The sequence below is a fragment of the Stenotrophomonas koreensis genome (assembly GCF_001431525.1).
Lineage (GTDB): Bacteria > Pseudomonadota > Gammaproteobacteria > Xanthomonadales > Xanthomonadaceae > Stenotrophomonas > Stenotrophomonas koreensis.
Window position 1 is genome coordinate 349,145 of record NZ_LDJH01000006.1, and the last position, 22,587, is coordinate 371,731.

The following is a 22,587-nucleotide window of genomic DNA, read 5'->3' on the forward strand; positions in this document are numbered from 1 at the left end:
CTGTGGACGCTGGACAACGCGAGGATTGAAACAAGCCGCCAGTATGGCGTGGGCGGGTTAGAATAGGGCCATGTACGACGCCGTTTCCCGCCCAACTCCGCCCGCCGATGCCACTGCCTGGCCACGGCGCATCACCCACGCGGTCAATATCGGTGGTGTCCTCGTCGGCGGGGGCAACCCGGTGGTTGTCCAGTCGATGACCAATACCGATACCGCCGATGTCCAGGCCAGCGTTCGCCAGGTCGCCGAACTGTGGCGTGCAGGTTCGGAAATGGTGCGCTTGACCGTCAACAACGCCGAGTCAGCCGCGGCCATTCCGCGCATCGTCGACAAGCTGGCGATGATGGGCATCGAGGTGCCGTTGATTGGCGATTTCCATTACAACGGGCATCAGTTGCTGGCGGCCGAACCGGCCTGTGCACAAGCGCTGGCCAAGTACCGGATCAACCCGGGCAATGTCGGCTTCGGCAAGAAGAAGGACACCCAGTTCGCGCAATTGATCGAGTTTGCGATCCGCTATGACAAGCCGGTGCGGATCGGCGCCAACTGGGGCTCGCTGGACCAGGCACTGGCGGCGCGGCTGATGGATGAAAACAGCCAGCTTTCCGAGCCCTGGCCTGCGGCGCGCGTACTGCGTGAAGCACTGATCCGCTCGGCACTGGATTCGGCCCATACCGCCGTGGAGCTGGGTCTGGCCAAGGAGCGGATCGTGCTCTCGGCCAAGGTATCGGGGGTGCAGGAATTGATTGCGGTGTACCGTGATCTGGCCCAGCGCTCGGATTTTGCGCTGCACCTGGGGTTGACCGAAGCCGGCATCGGCTCCAAGGGCATCGTCGCCTCGGCCGCTGCTCTGGCCGTGCTGCTGCAGGAAGGGATTGGCGACACGATCCGCATCTCGCTCACCCCCGAGCCGGGGACTTCACGTACCCAGGAAGTGATTGTTGCCCAGGAGCTGTTGCAGACCACCGGGCAGCGTGCCTTTACCCCGATGGTAACGGCCTGTCCGGGCTGTGGCCGGACCACTTCGGAGTTCTTCCAGGAACTGGCCAAGGTGGTGCAGGCGCATGTGCGCCAGCAGATGCCGGTCTGGCGGATCACCCGGCCCGGTGCTGAAAACATGACGCTGGCGGTGATGGGGTGTGTGGTCAACGGCCCCGGAGAGTCGCGCCAGGCCAATATCGGCATCTCACTGCCGGGCAATGGCGAGGCCCCGGCGGCGCCGGTGTTCATCGACGGCGAAAAGGCGGTGACCTTGCGCGGGGACAACATCGCCAATGAATTCCTGGCGCTGATTGATGCGTATGTCGACCGACGTTACGCACCGGCAAGCGCGCAGTAACCCGCTATCGCGGCCCTTGCCGCGGCTGTGGTGGATGGCAGCCCTGACCGCGACGGGTTTCTTGGTCCATGCCTGGTTGGTCCATGTTGGTGCCTGGCAGGGAATTGATCACCGGCTGATGTGGTGGCTGCATGGTTGGGCCAGCCCCGGTTGGGATCGTTTTTTCCATGGGGTCACTGCGATCGGCCACGAGCGCGGCGTCATTCCGGTGGATGTATTGCTGGTGGTGCTGCTGTCGTTACGGCGGCGCTGGCGGCAGGCTTTCTTTGTGCTGGCCGCTACCGCGGGTTCGGGTGTGCTGAATTGGCTGGTTAAAATGCTCTTTGCCCGGGAACGGCCACAGCTCTGGCCGGCGTTGACTGATGCACACAACGCAAGTTTTCCCAGTGGTCATGCGATGGGTTCGTTCACGCTGATGCTGGTGTTGCTGATCCTGGCCTGGCCCAGCCGCTGGCGTTACCCGCTGTTGCTGTCTGCCAGCGGCTTCATTGTGCTGGTTGGCCTCAGTCGCCTCTACCTGGGCGTGCATTGGCCCAGTGATATTGTCGCCGGCTGGTTGCTGGCAGCGAGCTGGGTTTTTGCCATTTCTGCGTGTACAGCGCGTCAACAGGGTAGAGAACTGTGCCGCAGAACAGATATTTCCTAATGCCAGGCGCGCATCATGCTGACCATATTGGCGCAATCCAGGCCATAGCGTTGGCGAACGGCTTGCAGGACTCGGTGCCTAGACCACACCGGCAAGCCTTCATTGGCATCGTCGGCCTGGCGATGCACCATCAAGGAGGTGGTAAATGACGATCAGGGTTTACCTGCTCGATGATCATGCCCTTGTCCGCGCTGGTATGCGGATGATCCTCAGTAGTCAAACCGATATCGAGGTGGTCGGTGAGGCTGACAGTGGCGAGCTGGCCTTGCCGGAAGTGCGCAGGTTGCAGCCGGATGTGGTGCTGTGTGACCTGCACCTGCCGGGCGTCAGCGGTCTGGAAGTGACCGAGCGGATCATCAAGGGGCAACCGCATACCCGGGTGATCATTGTCTCGGTGCTCGAAGACGGGCCGATGCCCAAGCGCTTGCTGGAAGCCGGTGCTTCCGGCTATGTCGGCAAGGGGGGCGATGCCAGTGAGCTGCTGCGCGCGGTGCGGGAAGTGGCCCTGGGGCGGCGCTATCTGTGCTCCAGTGTGGCCCAGCACATGGCCCTGGCCCATCTGGATGGCGGCCAGTCGCCGTTTGATCTGCTGTCGCCGCGCGAGCTGGAGGTGGCGATGCTGCTCGTGCAGGGGATGCGTCAGGAAGAGATTGCGCGGCGCCTGAGCCTGAGTGCCAAAACCATCAATACCCATAAGGCGCGGCTTTTTGACAAGCTCAAAGTGCATGACACCATCGCGCTGGCGCGGCTTGCCAGCCAGTACGGGATGGCCGATGCCACCCACTCGCTGGATTGATCCGCGACTGGTTCAATCCCGGGTGTTGCTGGGTATCAACAAGAAGGGCGGCCAATGGCCGCCCTTCCTGTTTGCAGCTCAACGGCTTTGATCAGGCCGACTTGTCCTTGCCGGCAGTATCGGCGGCAGCGACCTCGGTACTGTCTGCAGGAGCCGGATCGATTGCCAGCTCGCCCTGCTGCGGTTGCAGCGTGGTGTCCTGATCGACCACTGCCTCGGCTGCGGCAACGGTTTCAGCAGCGACGGCCGTCGGTTCCACGCTTGCCGTTGTTGCGTGGCTGGTCTCGGCGAGGACGCTGGAACCGGCCGGTTCATCACTGGCCTCGGTGCTTGCTGTGCTGTCAGCGCTTGCCTCGACGCCAGTGGCCGGGACGGCCGGGCCTGAAGACACATGCGATGCCTCTGCCGGCTGGCTGACCTGCACAGCCTCGGTGGAGGCCGCAGGGCTGACCTGGGTCACCGCTGCCGTGCTGCCGGCATCGGCAGCAGTGGTGGCTGCCGGCTGCTGGGCCTGGGCTTGAACCGCAACTGCCGGACTGTCCGGAGTGCTGGCCTGGGCAGATTGCGGTGCCGTTGCTGCCGGTTCGGCCGCAGCCGTCGCCGTGGCGGTTACTGCCATGGCCAGGGTCTGCTCGCTGGTCTGCACCGGCTGGCCAAGGGGGGCAGTCCTGGCACTGCGTTGCTGCAGCCTAGCCGGGTTGGGCTCGTCATCAAAGTCGAACTCCATGCTGGGGGTAGTCACTGCCGGTTTGGCCGCGCGCTCGGTTGTGCCGGCATGCTCCTGGCCAGTGTCATCGCCCTCATGCTCGGCATCATCGCCCAGCAGGTCAGACAGGCTGTCGTTGTTTTCACCCTCTTCGCCGCTGGCGCTGCCTTCGTTGCCATTGCGGCGACGACGACGACCACCGCGACGACCACGGCGACGGCGGCCTGCTTCGGCGCTGCTTTCATCACCGGGCTCGGCATTGCCCAACACTTCTGCTGCCGGGCTGGCTGCCTCGTCATTGCCCTGTGCGGAGCTGTCGGTCGGCTCGGCGGCATTGGCTGCTGCCGGCGCTGCCTGTACGCCCGAAGCGGTGGCGATGACGGCAGTGCCGGTCATTGTTGCCGCGGCCACCGCAGTGCTGGCCACGTCAGTAGCCGGCAGGCTTTCAACAGCGGCGCTCTCGGCTACCGGTGCCGGTTGGGCGCGGCCGGTGCGCTCGCCACGCTCGGGCGCGGATTGCGGCTTGTCACCGCCCCTGTTCTGGCGCGGGTTGCTGCGCTCGCCACCCTGCTGGTTCGGTGTCTGCTGGCTGCCATTGCCTTGCGGATTGCCCGCTTGCTGGCCGCTGCCGGCAGTGTTGCTGCCCTGTTCCTTGCCGCGGTTACGGTTTTTCTGGCGCTTGCTGCCTTGCTGGCCGTCTTCACGCGGCATCTTTTCCAGGTCTGCGCGCACCGGCTGGGACTGGGCCATTGCCTGCTGGGCCGGCTTGTCGGCGTCCTGGCGACGGCGCTCATCGCGCGGCTTGTCCTTCTGCCGCTGCTGCGGGTTGTGGCCGTCCTTGTTGCCGCGATTGTTGCGGTTGTTGCGCGGGTTGCGGTTGTTGTCCGACTTTGCCGGCGCCGGGCGGCTATCGGTTTCGGTGGCACCGAACAGACGCTTGATCCAGCCGATGAAGCCGGTGCTGGCCGGTGCTTGGGGCGGTGCCGGCGCAGGAGCAACCGGCTGTACCGGGACCGGCTCACGCACCGGAGCGGGCTGGCTGTGCTTGACATTGGTGACTGCCGGGGTGGCCGGAATGTTCAGCTGTGCCTTGGTCAAGGCCAGTACCGGCAGCTTGCGTGGGGTGCCACGCTGGTAGCTGGGCTTGCTGGTTTCCTCGCCCAGCTCGTTTTCACGCAGGCGGGTAACCGTGTAATGCGGCGAGTGCAACTGCTCGTCGGCAACGATGATGATCGGTGATTTGTGCCGCTGCTCGATTTCGCGCAGTGCACCGCGCTTTTCGTTGAGCAGGAAGTTGGCAATCTCCACCGGGGCCTGGACCAGCACCTGCCCGGTGTTTTCCTTCATCGCATGCTCTTCGGTCACGCGGATGATCGACAGCGACAGCGATTCAATGCTGCGCATGCGCCCCTGGCCTTCGCAACGCGGGCAGACCAGCTGGCTGGATTCACCCAGGCTCGGACGCAGGCGCTGGCGGCTCATTTCCATCAGGCCGAAACGGCTGATGCGGCCCAGCTGGATGCGGGCACGGTCATACTTGAGCGCATTCTGCAGGCGGTTTTCGACCTCGCGCTGGTGTTTGGAGGAGGCCATGTCGATGAAGTCGATCACCACCAGCCCGCCGAGGTCACGCAGGCGCAACTGGCGGGCCACTTCCTCGGCCGCTTCCAGATTGGTGTTGAATGCGGTTTCCTCGATGTCGCCGCCCTTGGTGGCGCGCGCGGAGTTGACGTCGATCGCGGTCAGCGCCTCGGTCTGATCCATCACGATCGAGCCGCCGGACGGCAGGCGGACATGCCGCTCGTAGGCCGCTTCGATCTGCGATTCGATCTGGAAACGGTTGAACAGCGGAATGTCGTCCTTGTAATGACGCAGCTTGCGCAGGGTCTGCGGCATCACCTGCTGCATGAACTCGCGGGCGGTGTCATACATCTCCTGGGTGTCGACCAGGATCTCGCCGATATCGGCACGCAGGTAGTCGCGCAACGCGCGTACGATCAGGCGTGACTCCTGGTAAATCAGGAACGGGGCCGGCTTGGTCAGCGCGGCTTCGGCGATGGACTTCCAGACCTGCAGCAGGTAATCCAGGTCCCACTGCAGCTCTTCGGCATCGCGGCCAACACCGGCGGTGCGGATGATCACCCCCATGTCGTCGGGGATGTTGAGCTTGTCCAGCGCTTCCTTCAGCGCGGCACGGTCTTCACCCTCGATCCGGCGCGAGACACCGCCGGCGGACGGCGAGTTGGGCATCAGCACCATGTAGCGGCCGGCCAGCGAGATGAACGTGGTCAGCGCCGCGCCCTTGTTGCCGCGTTCTTCCTTGTCGACCTGGACAACGACTTCCTGGCCTTCACGCAACAGTTCCTTGATGCTGGCCTTGTTGTGGTCAACACCGGCCTGGAAGTAATCGCGGGAGATTTCCTTCAACGGCAGGAAGCCATGGCGGTCGCCGCCGTATTCGACAAAGGCCGCTTCCAGCGACGGTTCCAGTCGCGTGATACGGCCCTTGTAGATATTGGACTTCTTCTGTTCCTTGGACGGCTGTTCGATATCGATGTCGTACAGGGTTTGTCCGTCGACAATTGCCACGCGCAGTTCTTCAGCCTGCGTGGCATTGATCAGCATTCGCTTCATTGTGCGTTCCTCGCGCGCTGCTACCGCGCGGAACGCCATGGGGTTTCGCCTCTGGCCACTGTCCGGCCCTTAGTCGCGCATGCGCGGGGAAGGGGCCGGGCGTCCAGCGCTACGACACCACGGCAGGCCGCGGGAGCGCTCATTTAAGTTTTGGTGTGTTGCAGGACCGGCGGCGGTGCCAACTTCTGGCCTCGCCGCGCGGGACATGTTCAGCGCAGGCACTTGTGGTGCCAGGCGATGGCCGGGAAGGCCGGTGAGCCGCTAACATGGCCGCCCCGGGGGCGGTGGCAGCGAACTTAAGCCGGACCCGCTGGGGGCGGGGCTTTCGGCCCGTTCAACCCGCAGCGAAATCAATCCCTTATATCGCCGCTCGAGTGTAACAGAATACGTGCCTATATGAATGCTTCTGATGTGACCTCTCAGCCCGGTGCTGACAAACCCGGCGTGCGCATGGTGCGCGTGTCCGAAGACCGTGCTGGCCAGCGCCTGGACAACTTCTTGCTGGGCCAGTTGAAGGGCGCGCCGCGTTCACTGGTGTACAAGATCGTGCGTTCCGGCCAGGTGCGGGTGAATGGTGGCCGGGCCAAGGCCGAACGCAAGCTGGAAGCCGGTGACGAGGTGCGCATTCCGCCGGTACGGCTGGAGAGCGAGGGCCAGCAGAAGGCCGGTCCGCCGGAGGCGTTCATGAAGCGCCTGGAAGAGGCGATCGTGTTCGAGGATGAATACCTGCTGGCACTGAACAAACCCTCGGGGGTGGCCAGCCATGGCGGCAGCGGGATCAGCCATGGCGCGATCGAGACCCTGCGCGCATTGCGTCCGGGCAAGATGCTCGAGCTGGTGCACCGGCTGGACCGTGACACCTCCGGGCTGCTGATCGTGGCCAAGAAGCGCTCGGCATTGACGGAACTGCAGGCCCTGCTGCGCGAGGATCATGGTGCCGGCATCATCAAGCATTATCTGACCCTGCTGGTCGGGCGCATGCCCGACGGGGTGATGACCGTGGATGCGCCCCTGCACGTTGGTCTGCGCCAGGGCGGGGAGCGCCACGTCCAGGTCAATGCGATCGGCAAACCCTCGGTCAGTCATTTCACCGTGCTGGAGCGCCGCGGCGGCCATTCCTTTTGCCAGGTGCGCATCGAAACCGGCCGCACCCATCAGATCCGGGTGCACGCGCAGTACATCGGCCATCCGGTCGCCGGTGATGACAAATATGGCGATGAGGTGGTCAGCAGGCGCCTGCGCGAGCAGGTCGGGCTCAAACGCCTGTTCCTGCACGCCGCTTCGCTGGAGTTCCGCCTCGATGGTGGCAAGCGCCCGTATCTGCTCAGTGCACCGCTGGCACCGGAGCTGGCCCAGGTGCTGGAGCGTTTGGGGCGCTGACTGCCCGGCGCCGGTGCTGTTGGCCTACCACGCAAACAGCACCAGGCTGATGGCCACCAGGGCCATGCCGGCAATCAGGCCATACACCGTTTCATGGCCGGCGGCATGGCGTTTGGCGGCCGGCAGCAGCTCATCCAGTGACAGGAACACCATGATGCCGGCTATCAGCCCGAACACCCAGCCGTAGCTGGTTGCCGACAGCGCCTGGCCGAGCACGGCGTAGCCGATCAATGCGCCCAGTGGTTCGGCCAGGCCCGCCGCCAGGCTGATGCCAATGGCCAGCCGTCGCGACTGCGTGGCCGCAAACACCGGGATGGCGATGGCAACCCCTTCGGGAATGTTGTGCACCGCAATGGCCAGGGCCAGGGGCAGGCCCAGCGCCGGGCTTTGCAGGGTGGCAAAGAAGGTGGCCAGCCCTTCTGGCAGGTTGTGCGCACCGATGGCGATGGCAGTGAGCAGGCCGACCTTGCGCAGATGGACGGCGCTGTCGGCAGCCCGCTGCGGCTCGTCCTTGTCCAGACTGTGGTGCGGATTGGGCAGCAGCCGGTCCAGTACGGCGATCAGCAGCAGGCCACAGAGGAAGGCCGCCGTTGCCCAGGCCGGGCCAAGGCGGGCGCCATGCACGCCGGTGAAGGCAACGGTGGCCTTGGGCAGGATTTCAGCCAGTGAGACATACACCATCGCCCCGGCCGCGAACGCCAGCCCGAAGGCCAGTAGACGCAGGCTGGGGCGGCGGGTGAACAGTACCAGCGTCGCGCCAATGCCGGTGGCCAGGCCCGCGGCGGTGGTGACCAGCAAGGCGACGCCGAAGGCTGACATCCATCAACCGCCGCGACGCAGGCGTTCCTGTACCAGGTAGCAGTCGTTGGGCAGCTCGGCAGGCAGCCGGAAGGTCACCGGCACTTGGATGCTGGCGCTGACTGGCTGCCCGTTGCGGGTGGCGGCGCGGAACTTCCAGCCTTCCACTGCGGCCTGTGCGGCCTGGTCCAGTGCCGGGATGCCCGAGCTGGTCAGGACGACAACCTGTTCGGGGATGCCGGCCGGGCCGATGCTGACTTTCAGCACGCTGGTGCCTTCGCCGCCGGTACAGGCAACTTCGGCCGGGTACGCTGGCGGCGGGGTCGAGATGGCAGCGACCGGAGTGGGGGCAGGCGTGGCCTGGCTGGGGGCTGGCTGGTCGCCCTGGCAGGCAGCCAGCAGCAGGGCCGTAGGCAACAGGAGCGCAATACGTGGGTTCATGGCGGTTTACTCGGTCAACGCGCTGGTCTGGGCAGCGCAGATCACATCATTAAGGCTCAGCCCGCCAACGTCGTGTGTTGACCAGTGCACCAGCACCCGGTCGTAGTGCACCGAGAGGTCCGGATGGTGATCCTGGCGGTGGGCAATGTGGGCCAGTGCATTGACGAAGGACAGCGTCCGGTAATAGTCGGCAAAATTGAAGCGGCGCTGCAGCACTTTGCCATCAGCGACCAGTTCCCAGCCGGGAAGCCTGGCCAGATAGGCGTCCAGCTCGGCCACGCTGAGGCGATGTTCGGCGCCGGAGCGGGGAATGCAGCGGGCACTGTACAGGTCGATGGGCTGGGTCATGGGCTCTCCGGGTTGAATGAGGCGCGCCAACCGCCAGCGCGCAGGACAAGGCTAGAATAGTGCCATGATCCAGATCTCTGACAGCGCGCAGCGCTATTTCCGCCGTTTGATTGAACGTGAATCCGTGCCCGGCATGGGGGTGCGCCTGCAGGCCATCGAGCCGGGTACGCCGCAGGCCGACGCACGCCTTGAGTTCGCCGAGCCGGCTGACCTGGTCGGCGATGAATGGGCGATCGACTGTGACGGTTTCACCGTGTATGTCGCGGCCACCAGCGTGGCCTGGCTGGACGGTGCGCAGATCGATCTGGTCGACGCCAACGGTGGCCAGCAGCTGACGATCAAGGCGCCGCGGATCAAGGGCGATGCGCCGCCCGAAACGGCCTCGATGGTCGAGCGCGTGGCCTGGGTGGTCGAGAACGAGGTGAACCCGCAGCTGGCCTCGCATGGCGGCCGGGTCTCGGTGCAGGAAGTTTCTGCCGACGGCGTGGTGCTGCTGCGTTTTGGCGGTGGCTGTCATGGCTGCGGGATGGCCGATGTCACCTTGAAGCAGGGCATTGAAAAAACGCTGATCAGCAAGGTGCCCGGGGTGACGGCCGTACGCGATGCGACCGACCACGAAAGCGGTACGGCACCGTACATCCCGCGCACTGATGCCGGCTGATACGCCAGGTTGCTGCCGGTGAGCCAATCGCGCCGTCAGGACATCATCGACGGCATTCTCGGGCGCGTTCATTCCGCGCCCGATGTTTTTGTTCAACAGCGCTGGTCGCTGTGGATGCGGCTGTACCCCAGACCGGTACCGACGCGGCGCGATGCGATGATCGCCTGCCTGCAGGCCTGTCCGGTAGTGCAGAAGCGGCCGGCGCCCTCGGCCTGGCCGGCCTGGCTGGCGCTGCTGTGCTGGCAGATGGGTCCGGAGCCGGCGGCCGATCAGCGCATGCTGCGTCTGGTTGCGGCGGTGCTCAGTGCCGGGCTGCACCTGGGGTTTGTGCTGCTGTTGCTGTGGATAGCGCTGGTGCGCAGCTCGATGCCGATGACGGCGGGGGAGCAGCAGGGTGAACGGATGGCCCTGCGCTTCGTCTCCGCCGGACAGGAGCAGGGGCAGATGGCAGACGCGGGCAGTGGTGAGGCGGCAGTGGCAAGGTCGGCCGCTGCCAGCCAGCCAGCGGTCCAGCGGACTGGCGCATCACGCCTGACCGATGCGGCGGCGGCAGACGCGACGGTCGAGGTAGTGGCGGTTGACAGCGCTGCCACCGCTGCGTTGCCCACCGTCCCGGCCGGGGAAAGCCTGCCGCTGCAGACGCCAACGCCACTGGCGGCGGAGCCCGATGTGCGGCCCTTACCTCCGCCGCCGGTATTGGCGGCGGAGGTTTCGCCGGCAGCCGAGCTGCCAGTGATGGTGCAGACGCCACCACCGCTACGCGCCATTGCGCCGCGGCCGCTGGATTTTGTGCTCGAGCAGGCGCCGGAGCTGGCCGTTGTCGAACGTACGCTGGAACTGGCATCGGCCGTGCCGAAGGCAAGGTCTGTCGTGTTGCCGTCCGCACCGGTGGTCGTGGCGCCGCGCACCCTGGCCGTGCCTGAGCGCAGTATCCCGATGGCCATCGCGGCTCCCTCGGTGGCACCCGTGCCGGTAGGCCAGCTGGCGATTCCAGCGGTGCGGGATGCGCCGGCGTTGGCCGTGGCCGAGCGCGACATTGCCCTGCGGCAACCTGCGCCGCAACTGACCGGCGTGCAGCCCGCCGCGCCGCTGAAGGCGGGCAGTACGCTGGAGGTGCCGTCGGTGCCCGAGCATGAAGTCGCGCTGCGCCAGTTGGCCCCATCGATCGCCGGGCTGAAGGTAGTACCGTCGATTGCCGTTCCGGACGCAGCAGGCCGCGCACTGGCGGTGGCCGAGCGCGAAATCCACCTGCCCGCGCGGGCCACGCCGTTGCCTGTGGACGGACGCCTGCTTGCGGAGGGTGCCGAAGCGCCAGCGGCGCAACCCCGTGCCGAGCCGGCCGGCATGGCTGCGCCGCCGGTATCGGCTGGAGCGGCGGCCGCGACCGAGGACGGATACCGCGCTGCGGCCGGTACCGCCCAGGATTGGTCGCGGCGTACGGCCGGCAGCGATGACTGGTCCGCTGTCGGCCCCGCCACGGGGGATTCAGCCCGTGCGGGCATGCCCGCCGGGCTGCGCGCGGCAGACTTGCCACCGGCCCAGGCCAGGCGCGGAGCACCGGGCGGAGAGAATGACCAGTGGACGCGTCAACGCCTGGATGCTGGCGGAACATGGCTGCGCCGGCCGCCGCCCGGGCATCGCGCCGGGCGCTTTGACCGCTACTGGGTGCCCAATGAGTCGCTGTTGGCCGAGTGGGTGCGCCAGGGGATCCGACAGGTCGAGATTCCGTTGCCCGGTGGCAGCGGCACGATCAGCTGTGTGATCTCCTTGCTGCAGTTCGGTGGCGGATGCGGCGTGACCGACGTGAACATGCAGGAGCAGCCAGCGCGGGCACGGCCCGCGCCGGACATCCCGTTCAAGCCGGCACTGCAGGACGACAATGGCAGCCGGCAAGGGCTGCCGTAGCGGCGGGTGGCTCTGGCAGGCCCTTCAGGGCAGGGTGGTGAGATCGCGCAGCTGGCTGGGGCGGCTGGCAAACCAGGCCGCCACATCGGCGATTTCCTGGTCACTGAGGTCGGCTGCCTGCGGGTTCATCAGCACATGCTGGCGGCTGCCGTCACGGTAGCCGACCAGGGCGTGGGCGAGGTAATCGGCATACTGGCCACCGATTTTCGGGTAGCTGGGGTCAATCGGCGCATTGCCATCGGCGCCATGACAATCGATGCAGCTCTGGCCGGTGGCCTGGCCCTTGCGTTGGGCAACGGCCTGTCCGGCGGCTGCATTGGCGGCAGGCAGGCCGGCCGAAGGCGCCAGGCTGCGGCCGGTTTCAGGGTCACTCTGCGGGGTGCAGGCAGTGGCGCCGACCAGTACCAGGCTGGCCAGCAACAGGCGGGTGGCAATCAAGGGCATGGCGGCAGTCACTCCAGGCTGGACAGGTAGGCGGACAGATCGGCGATGTCCTGCTCGCTGAAACTGCCGGACTGTGCCTGCATGGTCGGGTGCACACGCTTGCCGTCACGGTAGGCGTGCAGGGCCTGGCTCAGGTACGCGGCCGACTGCCCGCCGATTCTTGGAACCTTGTAGCTGGGGTAGACGTTCTTGTAGCCGGTCACCCCATGGCAGCCCTGGCAGGTATAGGCCAATTGACGGCCATTGGCCGGGTTGGGGGTGGGCGGAGTCTGGGCCTGGGCCGGCACGGCCCACAGGGCCGACGGCAGGCAGACGGCCAGAGCAAGGCAAACGGTCAACGGCGTGATGCGCATTGGTAAGGTCCGGTGTGCAGGTGTCTGGTCGTTCCGCCGTGGGGACACGGAACGGGCTGAGTATAGCCTGCACATTCAGTGTTGCTGCAACCAGTGGCAGCAACCGGGGCCTATCAGCCGCTCAGACGGCTGCCAAAACGGGCGATGGTCAGCCACAGGCCGGCCGCGCTACCGACATTGGTCAGCAGGAACACCAGCAGGACCCGGGTAATCCGGTTGCGGTACCAGCCGGCCAGATGCTGGGTGTCATCGCGCAGCGCCATGAAGTCGGCATAGGCCGGTTTGCGCAGACGCGCCTCCACCAGTGAGGCGAAGGCGCCGGTCGGGATGCTCAGCCGGAACGGCTTGAACGGTGCGGCTACCAGGGCGGTCAGGATGCTCAGCGGGTGACCGCGCGCGGCCAGGCAGCCCAGACCGGCCAGCCCGCCAGTGAGCAAGGCCCAGGTGGCCAGCAGTTCGGCGCCCATGCCCATGCCGCCGGAGGCGAAGCCGTAGACGATGCCGCTGACAATCACGGCCAGCACCGCCAGGGTGAACCAGGGGATGTTGCGTTTGACCGGCACCGCTTCCAGTGCCTGGCGGATGCTGGTGGCATCGTCCTGGTCTTCTTCCAGGTGGCGTGCCAGACCGGCCAAGTGGCCGGCACCGACCACGGCCAGCACGTTTTTCGGCACCGCTGCGCCATCGGCTCCGGCCAGGTGGATTTCCTCGCGCAGGCGTGCGGCCATGTAGCGGTCACGCTCGGCGATCACCGCTTCGTACAGGGCCGGGCTTTGCCGGGAAAACTCGCCGAAGCTGGCTTCGAGCATGTCGCCCTGCTTGAGCTTTTCGATCTCCGCCTCGCCGACTTCTTCCTTGGACAGCAGGCCGGCGGCGATGCCGCTGACCAGCTGCAGCTTGCCCCACAGCCCAAGACGCTTGGAGGCGCGGCGGAAGGTCAGGCCGACCTCACGGTCGATCAGCTGCACCGGCAACTGGCGCTGGCGTGCGGCGGTGACGGCACGCTTGAGTTCGGCGCCGGGCTCGATCTCCAGTTGCTCAGCCAGGCGGCGCTGATATGCGGCCAGCGCCAGGTTGGCTGCAAACAACGGAATGCGCCCCTTGCGGATGACCTCCACCAGGTCCATCCGTGCCATCGCCTGCGGATCTTCCATCGCGGCCAGGCGCTGCCCGTCCAGCTCGACGGCGACGGCATCGAACCGGCCCGAGCCAATGGCCGCTTCCACGGCGGCGACACTGGCCGGTGACACATGGGCGGTGCCCAGCAGGGTGAAGTGGACACCATCGCGTTCCACCACGCGCACCGGCTGGTCAGCCAGCGCGCCGTCCAGGCCGGTAGTGGCCGGGGTTACATCAGTCATGTTCAACCTTCATTGTCCGGTGGGCAGGTATTGCCCGGTCCGAGCGGGCGCTGCATCTGCACGGTATCCAGCCAGCGCCCGTGCTTGCGGCCCAGGCCGACAAAGGTGCCGACATGGGTAAAGCCAAAGCGTTCATGCAGGGCAATGGACGCGGTATTGGAAGGCTCGCCGATCACCGCCACCATCTGCCGGTAGCCGCGCTGGGTGCAGGCATCAATCAGCGCGCCGAGCAGGGCGCTGCCGACGCCATGCCCTTGCGCAGCGGCGGCGACATAGACCGAGTTTTCAACTGTCCACTGATAGGCGATGCGGCTGCGGTAGGTGTTGGCATAGGCATAGCCGACCACCTGGCCATCCCGTTCGGCAACCAGGTAGGGAAAGCCGCGCGCGCAGATGTCCTGCATCCGCCGGGTCATTTCAGCTGTGTCCGGCACGTCGTATTCGTAGGTGTTGACCAGATCGGTGACCTCTACCGCATAAATGGCGGTAATGGCCGGCATGTCATCAACAGTGACGGGGCGGATGTGCACGGGCATCTGCAAGGCCTCAGTCGATGTAGCGGCGGGTCAGGTCGGCATAGGCATCAATGCGGCGGTCGCGCAGGAAGGGCCAGATCCGGCGCACATGCTCGCTGCGGCCCAGGTCCACGTCCACCACCAGCAGCGTGGCCTCGGTGCCGGCTTCGGCGATGAACTCGCCCTGTGGGCCAAGCACATGGCTGTTGCCCCAGAAGTCGATGCCCGAGGCGCCCAGTGGCGAGGTTTCGTGACCGACCCGGTTGCAGGACAGCACCGGCAGGCCATTGGCCACGGCATGGCCGCGGTGGCTGAGCACCCAGGCATCACGCTGGCGGGTCTTTTCTTCCGGCACATCCTCCGGATCCCAGCCGATGGCGGTGGGATACAGCAGCAGGTCCGCACCTGCCAGCGCCATCAGCCGTGCCGCTTCCGGGTACCACTGGTCCCAGCACACCAGCACGCCCAGGCGGCCGACCGAGGTGTCGATCGGGGTGAAGCCCAGGTCGCCCGGGGTGAAGTAGAACTTCTCGTAGAAGCCCGGATCATCGGGGATGTGCATCTTGCGGTACTTGCCGACCAGGCGGCCGTCGGTTTCCAGCACCACGGCGGTGTTGTGATACAGCCCGGTGGCGCGCTTTTCAAACAGCGAACCGACGATCACCACGCCGTGCTGGCGTGCCAGGTTGCCCAGGAACTCGGTGCTGGGGCCGGGGATGGTCTCGGCCAGGTCGAATTCGTCCACTGATTCGTGCTGGCAGAAGTAGGCGCCGTTGTGCAGTTCCTGCAGCAGCACCAGTCGGGCGCCCTTGGCGGCGGCTTCGGCAACGCGGGCTGCAATCACCGCGAGGTTGGCGGCAGCGTCGCCGTGGTTGCGCTCTTGGATCAGCGCGACGGTCAGGGTGCGGGAGCGGCTCATGAACAAAAATCCTGCGTGCGGGTGATGCGGCCGATGGCCGCATCAGGAGACAGTGGCGGGCGCAATGGCGTGCGCCCGCGGACAATTATGCGCTGGCCAGCAGGCCGGCCGGCAGCTGCATGGTGATGCAGTGCAGGCTGCCGTTCTGCCAGATCAAGGGGCGGCAGGGTACCTGGACGATCTCGCGGTCCGGGTAAGCCGCTGCCAGCACCTCGCGGGCCGCGTCATCGGCTCGATCGCCATAGGCCGGCATCAGTACCGCGCCGTTGAGGATCAGGTAGTTGGCATACGAGGCGGCCAGACGGCGGCCATCGTCCATCACCGGCTGCGCCCAGGGCAGCGGGAACAGCGTGTACGGGGCGCCTTCGCGGGTGCGCAGGGCTTCCAGTTCGCGGCCCATGGCCTGGAGCTCGCCGTAGTGGCTGTCATTGATGTCATCGCAGGCCTGGTAGACGATCGAGCTGGGCGAGGCAAAGCGCACCAGGGTGTCGACATGGGCGTCGGTGTCATCGCCTTCCAGATAGCCGTGGTCCAGCCAGAGCACGCGGTCCTGCCGGAGCCAGCTGGCCAGCCGGGCGCTGAGCTGCTCGCGGCTGGTGTCGGGGTGGCGTTCATGCAGGCACTGCCAGGTGGTCAGCAGGGTGCCCTGGCCGTCGGTATCGATGGCGCCGCCTTCCAGCGCAAAGTCGATGACTTCCCGCTGCGCATCGGCAAACAGGCCGGCGTCAAACAGTGCGCCGACCAGCTGGTCATCGCGGCTGGCCTCGAACTTGCCGCCCCAGCCGGTAAAACGGAAATCCAGCAGGCGGAAGCTGCCATCGGCGTTTTTGAGGGTGATCGGACCGGAGTCGCGCAGCCAGGTGTCGTCATAGGCCACCGTGACAAAACGCACGCGCTGCATGTCCACCCGGTTGGAGCGCAGGCGCATTTCGGCGTAGGTCTCCAGGTCGTCGTCAGCCACGCAGATCACCACCGGCTGGAAACGGGTAATCGCTGCCACCAGCGCGATGTAGGTCTCTTCAACCTGGCCCAGGCGGTCAGCCCAGTCGGTGTCGGCATGGGGCCAGGCAATCAGGATGGCCGACTGGGACTCCCATTCGGCCGGGAAACGCAGGTTCTCGGTCATTGATATTCAGGCAACTGCCGGCGCGCCGGCGAGGGAGGGGTGCCAGCAACTGGCAGGGGATTACAGCACCGGCGGCTTGGGGCCGATTTCTTCCGGTCGGGCCTGGGTGGCGACGACGTCGATGACCCGGGATTTTTCAAAGTAGACCACGAACTGCGGGTAGGTCCAGCGGTTGATGGTCGGCCACTGGCGTTTCTGGCCGCCACGTGGCTCCAGCCGCGCAGTCGGCTCGCCGAAGCTGGCCCGGACCTGGTCCATGCTCTGGCCGCGGGCCGGAATTACGCTGGCAGGCTTGTTGTTGGCCCGGTCAATCAACAGTGTGTCGGCGTGGGCGGTGCCAGTGACGGCGGTCAAGGCCAATGCGGTGGCCACAATCAGAAGACGCATCATGCTCTTACTCCCCAGCTTGAGATCAGGTTGCGATTACAGCAAAAATCGGGCAACAAAAAACCGCCACAGGGCGGTTTTTTGTGAATTCACGGCACTGTGACGCTGCCGTGAGGATCAGCAGAGCCGGGCAGGCTCAGCGCTGACGAGCCTTGAAGCGCGGGTTCGACTTGCAGATCACGAAGATCTTGCCGCGACGGCGGACGACCTTGCAATCACGGTGACGAGCCTTTGCCGACTTCAGGGAGGACAAAACTTTCATGGCATACCTCGGCGTAAACGGTGGTTATCTGGTAAGCGCGCCGCGGACATGCAATGTCGCTCCGGTGACAAGGCGCTTGTTCAAGCCCGCCATTCTACCGGCCCTCTGTGCCGCGGCACAAGTCTGTCGTTGGCGGCGGTTCGGCTGGAGGCTGCGGTAAGGAGTAGAATGGCGGCTTGTCCACCAGTGTCTCCCTCATGACCGAGCTTGCCACCGTTCTCACCATTGATGGCCCTTCCGGGGCCGGTAAGGGTACCGTCAGTCGCATTGTTGCCCGGCGGTTGGGGTGGCATTACCTGGATTCCGGTGCGCTGTATCGCGCGGTGGGTGTGGCGGCCAGCTGGGCCAATCTGGATATTTCCGATGCGGCGGCACTGGTGCGCTGCACCTTTGACACCCAGGTCGAGTTCGTCGAGCGTGCCGAAGGTGAGCTGCGGGTCCTGGTCAACGGTGTCGATGCCACCGATGAATTGCGCCTGGAGACTACCGGCGCGGTGGCTTCGGCCATTGCCGCCATCCCGGAAGTGCGCTCGGCCCTGAAGGAGCGTCAGCGGGCGTTCAGGCGCGCGCCAGGCCTTGTGGCCGATGGCCGCGACATGGGTACGGTGATTTTTGCCGATGCCCAGTACAAGGTCTTTTTGACCGCCAGCGCCGAGGAGCGCGCGCAGCGGCGGCATAAACAGTTGAGTCAGAAGGGTGTTTGCGTTAACTTTGACGACCTTCTGCGTGAAATCATGGCCCGCGATGCGCGTGATGCACAGCGTACCGTGGCGCCGCTGAAGCCGGCCGATGACGCCGTTGTAATCGATACCAGCGGTATGGGCATCGATGACGTCGTGGCCCGCGTGCTGGACCTGCTGCCGGCACCGGCGACCCCGTGAGGGGTTGTCGCATCACTACAGGTGCCGCCGCTGGCGGTACTGGCAGGTTGGCCACTTTCGGGCGGCTGAAGTTGTAGCAATTGCTGTAAACCCTTCCGCCCGGCAATGACGCCTGGCGGGTTCTTTCACTTCACACGCGACCTGCTGTACCGGGGTCGACTAACCGGGCGGACAGCCGGGCATCGATGACGATCCCCCTGTCTGTGTGTTCAATCTGAGTAATCTCAAATGACCGAATCTTTTGCCGAATCTTTTGCCGAACTGTTTGAAGCCAGCCAGACCAATCTGGCCAAGCTGAAGCCGGGCGCCATCGTCACCGGTACCGTTGTTGCTGTCCGCGGCGACGTGGTGGTGATCAACGCCGGCCTGAAGTCCGAAGGCATCGTGCCGATCGAACAGTTCCGTAACGATGCTGGCGAAATCGACGTGGCCGAAGGCGATCTGGTCAAGGTCGCCCTGGACTCGCTGGAAAACGGCTTCGGCGAAACCGTGCTGTCGCGCGAGAAGGCCAAGCGCGCAATGGTGTGGGACGAGCTGGAAGAAGCTCTGGAAAAGAACGAAACCATCACCGGTCGCATCAGCGGCAAGGTCAAGGGCGGCTTCACCGTCGACATCAAGGACGTCCGCGCATTCCTGCCGGGTTCGCTGGTCGACGTGCGTCCGGTCCGTGACCCGGCCTACCTGGAAGGCAAGGAGCTGGAGTTCAAGCTGATCAAGCTGGACCGCAAGCGCAACAACGTTGTCGTGTCGCGTCGTGCCGTCGTTGAGTCGGAGCACTCGGAAGAGCGCGAAGCACTGATGGACAAGCTGGTCGAGGGCGCCATCCTGAAGGGTGTGGTCAAGAACCTGACCGACTACGGCGCATTCGTGGACCTGGGCGGTATCGACGGCCTGCTGCACATCACCGACATGGCATGGAAGCGCGTGCGCCATCCGTCCGAAGTGGTCAACGTCGGCGACGAGCTGGACGTGCGCGTGCTGAAGTTCGACCGCGAGCGCAACCGCGTTTCGCTGGGCCTGAAGCAGCTGGGCGAGGATCCGTGGGAGAACATCGCCCGTCGTTACCCGGCCAACAGCCGCGTGTTCGGCAAGGTCTCCAACGTGACCGATTACGGCGCATTTGTCGAAATCGAGCCGGGCGTCGAAGGCCTGGTGCACGTTTCGGAAATGGACTGGACCAACAAGAACGTCAACCCGTCCAAGGTTGTGCAGGTTGGTGACGAAGTCGAAGTGATGGTGCTGGACGTTGATGAAGAGCGTCGTCGCATCTCGCTGGGCATGAAGCAGGTTGCTGCCAACCCGTGGGAAACCTTCGCTGCCATCCACAAGAAGAACGACAAGGTGTCCGGTCAGATCAAGTCGATCACCGATTTCGGCATCTTCATCGGTCTGGACGGTGGCATCGACGGTCTGGTCCACCTGTCCGACATCAGCTGGAACACCACCGGCGAAGACGTCGTGCGCAACTACAAGAAGGGCGACACCCTGGAAGCAGTTGTGCTGGCAGTCGATCCGGAGCGTGAGCGCATCTCGCTGGGCGTCAAGCAGCTGGAGCAGGACCCGTTCGGTCAGTACATGGCTTCCAACCCGAAGGGTTCCAAGGTCGAAGGCGTGGTGAAGGAAGTGGATGCCAAGGGCGCCACCATTGAACTGGCTGACGGCATCGAAGGCTACGTGATGGCCCGTGACATCGCCAACGAGCGTGTTGACGACGCCACCCAGTTCCTGAAGGTCGGCGACAAGGTCGAAGCCAAGTTCGTGGGCATGGACCGCAAGGGCCGCACCCTGCAGCTGTCGATCAAGGCCAAGGACGACGCTGAAATGCGCGAAGTGCTGGAGGAATACTCCTCTGCCTCGGGCGCCACCACCCAGCTGGGCGCGCTGCTGCGTGCACAGCTCGGCGGCAAGGGCGAGTAATCGTCCGGCTCAAGCGGTAAACAAGGCAATGGCCCGGGAGCTCCCGGGCCATTGTTGCGCAAGCTTCCATCTTCGAGCGTGCAATGACCAAAAGCGAACTGATTGAAATCCTCGCGCGGCGTCAGGCTCACCTGAAAGCCGATGACGTCGATCTGGCAGTCAAATCATTGCTTGAGATGATGGGAGGCGCCTTGGCTGAAGGAGATCGAATCGAAATCCGCGGCTTTGGCAGTTTCTCGTTGCATTACCGTCCCCCACGCCTGGGACGTAACCCCAAAACGGGCGACCCGGTGGCATTGCCTGGCAAGCATGTTCCCCACTTCAAGCCTGGCAAGGAATTGCGCGAGCGTGTCACCGACGTGGTGCCGCTGGAATCCGTGTTCAGTGAGCGCGACTGAACTTGCAACGCCTTTTGATACCTCCGGCACTGGCCTGCGGTATGCAGACATTTGCGTTGAAATTTCTCTGGTGCCGGTTGTTGCTGCCTTTGCGCATGTGCCTGCGCCTGTGCATGGTCACTTCATTGACATGCCCCAAGCCCCACTCTGGCGGCCAGTGCGTCCCGCGCTGCGTTAGTCTCCAATGTCAAGCTGAGTGATCTGCGATGGACTTCATCACCGAATGGTTGTGGTTTTTCCTTTTTGTGCCGTTGGCAGCGGTAGCTGGCTGGATAATTGGTCGCCGTGGCGGCGAACGGCATAACGACAGCCAGGTCAGCCGGCTGTCCAGTACGTACTTCCGCGGCCTGAATTACCTGCTCGGCGAACAGCCGGACAAGGCAATCGAGCTGTTCTTGCATATTGCCGAGCTGGACAAGGAAACCTTTGAAACCCAGCTGGCCCTGGGGCACCTGTTCCGTCGACGTGGTGAAGTCGACCGCGCCATCCGTTTGCATCAGGGCCTGGCCAACCGCAGTGACCTGAGTGACCCGCAGCGGGTGCAGGCCTTGCTCGCGCTGGGCGAGGACTACATGAAGTCCGGTTTGCTGGACCGGGCCGAAACGGTGTTCACTGATCTGGCCCGGATCGATCAGCGTGCACCGGCAGCGCTGAAGCATTTGATCGCCATTTACCAGGCCGAGCGCGACTGGGAAAAGGCCATCGACAACGCTACCCGTTATGAAGAGGTCACCGGTGAGCCGATGGGCAAGCTGATTGCCCAGTTCGAATGCGAGCTGGCCGAGCGTCATCGCGCGGCCGGACGCCTGGATCAGGCGCGTGAATCCATTGCGCGGGCCAACGCTGCCGATGCGATGAGTGTGCGTGCGGGCATCATCGAAGGGCGTCTTGAGAGTGATTTTGGCAACGATGAAGCAGCCGTCCGCGCATTTGAGCGCGCCGCCCGCAATGATCCGGATTACCTGCCGGAAATCCTGCCCCAGCTGATGAAGAACTACCGCGCGGTAGGCGACATCGCCGGAGCGCGGGCCTTTCTGGCGGAGATGACCGAGCACTACCGCGGGATTGCTCCGGTGCTGGCATTGACCCAGTTGATGGAGCAGCAGGAGGGTGTGGGCCCGGCGCGTGCCTATCTGGGGCGCCAGCTCAAGGACCGGCCGTCGGTGCGCGGGGAGTCGGCGTTGATCGACCTGACCCTGGCCGAAGCGGCCGATCCGGTGGCCACGCTGCAGGATCTGAAGCACATCACCGATCAATTGCTGGTCAGCAATCCCGCCTACCGTTGCACCAAGTGTGGCTTTGGTGCGCGCACCCATCACTGGCATTGCCCCAGTTGCAAGGAATGGGGTTCGGTCAAGCCGCTGATGAATTTTGCCGTGCTATGAATGATTTACAGGCAGGATGGATCCTGCTGGTCTTCTTTGTCTGCGCGCTGGGGTGTTGCTGGTTGGCACTGCATTATGCGCGCCGGTTCCAGCTGCTTGACCACCCGGGTGAGCGACGCAGTCATCAAGTGGCGACTCCTCGCGGGGGCGGGGCAGGGCTGGTTGCCAGTCTGCTGCTGGCCACGCTGTTGGCAGCGCTGGTAGTGCCTGCATGGCGGGTGGAACTGCTGGTTTTCGGCCTGGCGCTGGCCTTGGTTGCGGGCATCGGCTGGTGGGATGACCATCGCCCATTGCCCGCGCTGACCCGGCTGATCGTGCACATGCTCGCGGGCGGCCTGCTGGCCGCCCTGGTCTGGCGTGACGGTGCGGGTCTGGGCTGGTCGCTGGCGGCATTTGCACTGACCGTTGGCCTGATCAACATCTGGAACTTCATGGATGGCATCAACGGACTGGCGGTCAGTCAGGCTGGTCTGGTGGCACTGGTGATGGGTTATTGGCTGCCCGGCGGGCTGGCATCCAGCGCGTGGCTGGTGGCGTTGGCCTGTCTGGCCTTCCTGCCATTCAATTTCCCGCGCGCACGGATTTTTCTCGGCGACGTCGGCAGTGGTGCCCTTGGCTTGCTGATGGCCTGTTTGACGATCCTGGTGGTCCGCCGCAGCGAGAATGTGCAGCCGCTCGTCGCCTTGTGGCCAATGAGTGTCTTTCTCATTGATGCGGGATTCACCTTGCTCACCAGAATATGCCGGGGTGACCGCTGGATGCAGGCACATACCGAGCACCTGTATCAGTGGTACATCAAATCCGGCGCCACCCATGCTGCGGTTACCCTGTCCTATGGGCTGATTACCCTGTTGCTGATGGCAGCAGCGATGCTGATGGCCGGTGAATCGTTGGGCCGGGCCGTAGTGGCCTCACTGCTGCTCTGGGGTGCGGGTGTTCTGATATGGAAATGGCGACGTTCGGCATTGATCGACGCGGGCTGAGG

23 protein-coding genes are annotated in these 22,587 nt (G+C 64.8%); 11 read left to right on the plus strand and 12 right to left on the minus strand.

Annotated features, from left to right (window positions below):
• Positions 1 to 70: 70 nt before the first annotated feature.
• The 3 genes from ispG to ABB25_RS04195 all read left to right on the plus strand — a co-directional run bounded on the left by ispG (position 71) and on the right by ABB25_RS04195 (position 2,781).
• The gene (gene ispG, locus ABB25_RS04185; RefSeq protein ID WP_057664108.1) at positions 71 to 1,339 is read left to right on the plus strand and encodes a flavodoxin-dependent (E)-4-hydroxy-3-methylbut-2-enyl-diphosphate synthase; all 1,269 of its coding nucleotides are present in this window, start codon (positions 71 to 73) and stop codon (positions 1,337 to 1,339) included.
• A gap of 34 nt (positions 1,340 to 1,373) precedes the next feature.
• Positions 1,374 to 1,985, plus strand: a complete 612-nt coding sequence (locus ABB25_RS04190; RefSeq protein WP_057664110.1) for a phosphatase PAP2 family protein — start codon at positions 1,374 to 1,376, stop codon at positions 1,983 to 1,985.
• Between the two features lie 145 nt (positions 1,986 to 2,130).
• Complete coding sequence (locus ABB25_RS04195; protein ID WP_057664113.1) at positions 2,131 to 2,781, plus strand: response regulator; 651 nt, start codon at positions 2,131 to 2,133, stop codon at positions 2,779 to 2,781.
• A gap of 91 nt (positions 2,782 to 2,872) precedes the next feature.
• Here ABB25_RS04195 and ABB25_RS04200 read toward each other — a convergent pair whose 3' ends face one another.
• A complete protein-coding gene (locus ABB25_RS04200) occupies positions 2,873 to 6,121 on the minus strand; it encodes an Rne/Rng family ribonuclease (RefSeq protein ID WP_083488089.1) in 3,249 nt (1,082 codons plus the stop codon).
• A 396-nt stretch (positions 6,122 to 6,517) separates the two neighbouring features.
• Here ABB25_RS04200 and ABB25_RS04205 point away from each other — a divergent pair, with 396 nt between their 5' ends.
• The gene (locus tag ABB25_RS04205) at positions 6,518 to 7,501 is read left to right on the plus strand and encodes an RluA family pseudouridine synthase (protein ID WP_057664118.1); all 984 of its coding nucleotides are present in this window, start codon (positions 6,518 to 6,520) and stop codon (positions 7,499 to 7,501) included.
• 24 nt (positions 7,502 to 7,525) lie between these two features.
• On the opposite strand, the gene zupT is transcribed toward ABB25_RS04205, so the two are convergent.
• The 3 genes from zupT to ABB25_RS04220 are packed head-to-tail and all read right to left on the minus strand — an operon-like array spanning position 7,526 to position 9,088.
• Complete coding sequence (gene zupT / locus ABB25_RS04210) at positions 7,526 to 8,320, minus strand: zinc transporter ZupT (protein WP_057664121.1); 795 nt, start codon at positions 8,318 to 8,320, stop codon at positions 7,526 to 7,528.
• Positions 8,321 to 8,323: 3 nt separating this feature from the next.
• The gene (locus ABB25_RS04215; protein WP_057664124.1) at positions 8,324 to 8,740 is read right to left on the minus strand and encodes an energy transducer TonB; all 417 of its coding nucleotides are present in this window, start codon (positions 8,738 to 8,740) and stop codon (positions 8,324 to 8,326) included.
• A gap of 6 nt (positions 8,741 to 8,746) precedes the next feature.
• Positions 8,747 to 9,088, minus strand: a complete 342-nt coding sequence (locus tag ABB25_RS04220) for a 4a-hydroxytetrahydrobiopterin dehydratase (RefSeq protein WP_057664127.1) — start codon at positions 9,086 to 9,088, stop codon at positions 8,747 to 8,749.
• 64 nt (positions 9,089 to 9,152) lie between these two features.
• On the opposite strand from ABB25_RS04220, the gene ABB25_RS04225 reads away from it, so the two are divergent.
• On the plus strand, positions 9,153 to 9,749 hold the full coding sequence (locus ABB25_RS04225) for an NfuA family Fe-S biogenesis protein (RefSeq protein ID WP_057664129.1): 597 nt from the start codon (positions 9,153 to 9,155) through the stop codon (positions 9,747 to 9,749).
• Positions 9,750 to 9,767: 18 nt separating this feature from the next.
• Entirely contained in the window at positions 9,768 to 11,654 is a 1,887-nt protein-coding gene (locus ABB25_RS04230; protein WP_152980986.1) for a hypothetical protein, read from the plus strand.
• A gap of 24 nt (positions 11,655 to 11,678) precedes the next feature.
• On the opposite strand, the gene ABB25_RS04235 is transcribed toward ABB25_RS04230, so the two are convergent.
• The 8 genes from ABB25_RS04235 to ykgO all read right to left on the minus strand — a co-directional run bounded on the left by ABB25_RS04235 (position 11,679) and on the right by ykgO (position 17,021).
• A complete protein-coding gene (locus ABB25_RS04235) occupies positions 11,679 to 12,002 on the minus strand; it encodes a c-type cytochrome (RefSeq protein ID WP_244477750.1) in 324 nt (107 codons plus the stop codon).
• Positions 12,003 to 12,106: 104 nt separating this feature from the next.
• A complete protein-coding gene (locus ABB25_RS04240) occupies positions 12,107 to 12,451 on the minus strand; it encodes a c-type cytochrome (RefSeq protein ID WP_057664137.1) in 345 nt (114 codons plus the stop codon).
• Positions 12,452 to 12,564: 113 nt separating this feature from the next.
• Positions 12,565 to 13,812: a TraB/GumN family protein gene (locus tag ABB25_RS04245; protein WP_057664139.1), complete on the minus strand. Its 1,248-nt coding sequence runs from the start codon at positions 13,810 to 13,812 to the stop codon at positions 12,565 to 12,567.
• 2 nt (positions 13,813 to 13,814) lie between these two features.
• Complete coding sequence (locus ABB25_RS04250) at positions 13,815 to 14,348, minus strand: GNAT family N-acetyltransferase (RefSeq protein WP_057664142.1); 534 nt, start codon at positions 14,346 to 14,348, stop codon at positions 13,815 to 13,817.
• Positions 14,349 to 14,358: 10 nt separating this feature from the next.
• Complete coding sequence (locus tag ABB25_RS04255) at positions 14,359 to 15,246, minus strand: carbon-nitrogen hydrolase (protein ID WP_057664145.1); 888 nt, start codon at positions 15,244 to 15,246, stop codon at positions 14,359 to 14,361.
• A gap of 85 nt (positions 15,247 to 15,331) precedes the next feature.
• Positions 15,332 to 16,372, minus strand: a complete 1,041-nt coding sequence (locus ABB25_RS04260) for an agmatine deiminase family protein (protein WP_057664148.1) — start codon at positions 16,370 to 16,372, stop codon at positions 15,332 to 15,334.
• A gap of 60 nt (positions 16,373 to 16,432) precedes the next feature.
• Positions 16,433 to 16,762 (minus strand): hypothetical protein, encoded by a 330-nt coding sequence (locus ABB25_RS04265; RefSeq protein ID WP_057664151.1) that lies wholly within the window; start codon positions 16,760 to 16,762, stop codon positions 16,433 to 16,435.
• Positions 16,763 to 16,895: 133 nt separating this feature from the next.
• Positions 16,896 to 17,021: a type B 50S ribosomal protein L36 gene (gene ykgO / locus ABB25_RS14185; protein ID WP_005409283.1), complete on the minus strand. Its 126-nt coding sequence runs from the start codon at positions 17,019 to 17,021 to the stop codon at positions 16,896 to 16,898.
• A gap of 197 nt (positions 17,022 to 17,218) precedes the next feature.
• On the opposite strand from ykgO, the gene cmk reads away from it, so the two are divergent.
• The 5 genes from cmk to ABB25_RS04290 all read left to right on the plus strand — a co-directional run bounded on the left by cmk (position 17,219) and on the right by ABB25_RS04290 (position 22,585).
• A complete protein-coding gene (cmk, locus tag ABB25_RS04270; RefSeq protein ID WP_057664154.1) occupies positions 17,219 to 17,902 on the plus strand; it encodes a (d)CMP kinase in 684 nt (227 codons plus the stop codon).
• Between the two features lie 228 nt (positions 17,903 to 18,130).
• Positions 18,131 to 19,819, plus strand: a complete 1,689-nt coding sequence (gene rpsA / locus ABB25_RS04275; protein ID WP_057664157.1) for a 30S ribosomal protein S1 — start codon at positions 18,131 to 18,133, stop codon at positions 19,817 to 19,819.
• 83 nt (positions 19,820 to 19,902) lie between these two features.
• Entirely contained in the window at positions 19,903 to 20,217 is a 315-nt protein-coding gene (locus tag ABB25_RS04280) for an integration host factor subunit beta (protein ID WP_057664161.1), read from the plus strand.
• Between the two features lie 206 nt (positions 20,218 to 20,423).
• Entirely contained in the window at positions 20,424 to 21,602 is a 1,179-nt protein-coding gene (lapB, locus tag ABB25_RS04285) for a lipopolysaccharide assembly protein LapB (RefSeq protein WP_057664164.1), read from the plus strand.
• On the plus strand, positions 21,599 to 22,585 hold the full coding sequence (locus ABB25_RS04290; protein WP_057664166.1) for a glycosyltransferase family 4 protein: 987 nt from the start codon (positions 21,599 to 21,601) through the stop codon (positions 22,583 to 22,585). The genes lapB and ABB25_RS04290 overlap by 4 nt, the downstream gene beginning before the upstream one ends.
• Positions 22,586 to 22,587: the final 2 nt, after the last annotated feature.

Bases quoted from the DNA above. Each gene is read 5' to 3' on its own strand.
- ispG (WP_057664108.1), top strand. From the start codon at position 71: ATGTACGACGCCGTTTCCCGCCCAACTCCGCCCGCCGATGCCACTGCC.
- ABB25_RS04190 (WP_057664110.1), top strand. From the start codon at position 1,374: ATGGCAGCCCTGACCGCGACGGGTTTCTTGGTCCATGCCTGGTTGGTC.
- ABB25_RS04195 (WP_057664113.1), top strand. From the start codon at position 2,131: ATGACGATCAGGGTTTACCTGCTCGATGATCATGCCCTTGTCCGCGCT.
- ABB25_RS04200 (WP_083488089.1), bottom strand. From the start codon at position 6,121: ATGAAGCGAATGCTGATCAATGCCACGCAGGCTGAAGAACTGCGCGTG.
- ABB25_RS04205 (WP_057664118.1), top strand. From the start codon at position 6,518: ATGAATGCTTCTGATGTGACCTCTCAGCCCGGTGCTGACAAACCCGGC.
- zupT (WP_057664121.1), bottom strand. From the start codon at position 8,320: ATGTCAGCCTTCGGCGTCGCCTTGCTGGTCACCACCGCCGCGGGCCTG.
- ABB25_RS04215 (WP_057664124.1), bottom strand. From the start codon at position 8,740: ATGAACCCACGTATTGCGCTCCTGTTGCCTACGGCCCTGCTGCTGGCT.
- ABB25_RS04220 (WP_057664127.1), bottom strand. From the start codon at position 9,088: ATGACCCAGCCCATCGACCTGTACAGTGCCCGCTGCATTCCCCGCTCC.
- ABB25_RS04225 (WP_057664129.1), top strand. From the start codon at position 9,153: ATGATCCAGATCTCTGACAGCGCGCAGCGCTATTTCCGCCGTTTGATT.
- ABB25_RS04240 (WP_057664137.1), bottom strand. From the start codon at position 12,451: ATGCGCATCACGCCGTTGACCGTTTGCCTTGCTCTGGCCGTCTGCCTG.
- ABB25_RS04245 (WP_057664139.1), bottom strand. From the start codon at position 13,812: ATGACTGATGTAACCCCGGCCACTACCGGCCTGGACGGCGCGCTGGCT.
- ABB25_RS04250 (WP_057664142.1), bottom strand. From the start codon at position 14,348: ATGCCCGTGCACATCCGCCCCGTCACTGTTGATGACATGCCGGCCATT.
- ABB25_RS04255 (WP_057664145.1), bottom strand. From the start codon at position 15,246: ATGAGCCGCTCCCGCACCCTGACCGTCGCGCTGATCCAAGAGCGCAAC.
- ABB25_RS04260 (WP_057664148.1), bottom strand. From the start codon at position 16,372: ATGACCGAGAACCTGCGTTTCCCGGCCGAATGGGAGTCCCAGTCGGCC.
- ABB25_RS04265 (WP_057664151.1), bottom strand. From the start codon at position 16,762: ATGATGCGTCTTCTGATTGTGGCCACCGCATTGGCCTTGACCGCCGTC.
- ykgO (WP_005409283.1), bottom strand. From the start codon at position 17,021: ATGAAAGTTTTGTCCTCCCTGAAGTCGGCAAAGGCTCGTCACCGTGAT.
- cmk (WP_057664154.1), top strand. From the start codon at position 17,219: ATGACCGAGCTTGCCACCGTTCTCACCATTGATGGCCCTTCCGGGGCC.
- rpsA (WP_057664157.1), top strand. From the start codon at position 18,131: ATGACCGAATCTTTTGCCGAATCTTTTGCCGAACTGTTTGAAGCCAGC.
- ABB25_RS04280 (WP_057664161.1), top strand. From the start codon at position 19,903: ATGACCAAAAGCGAACTGATTGAAATCCTCGCGCGGCGTCAGGCTCAC.
- lapB (WP_057664164.1), top strand. From the start codon at position 20,424: ATGGACTTCATCACCGAATGGTTGTGGTTTTTCCTTTTTGTGCCGTTG.
- ABB25_RS04290 (WP_057664166.1), top strand. From the start codon at position 21,599: ATGAATGATTTACAGGCAGGATGGATCCTGCTGGTCTTCTTTGTCTGC.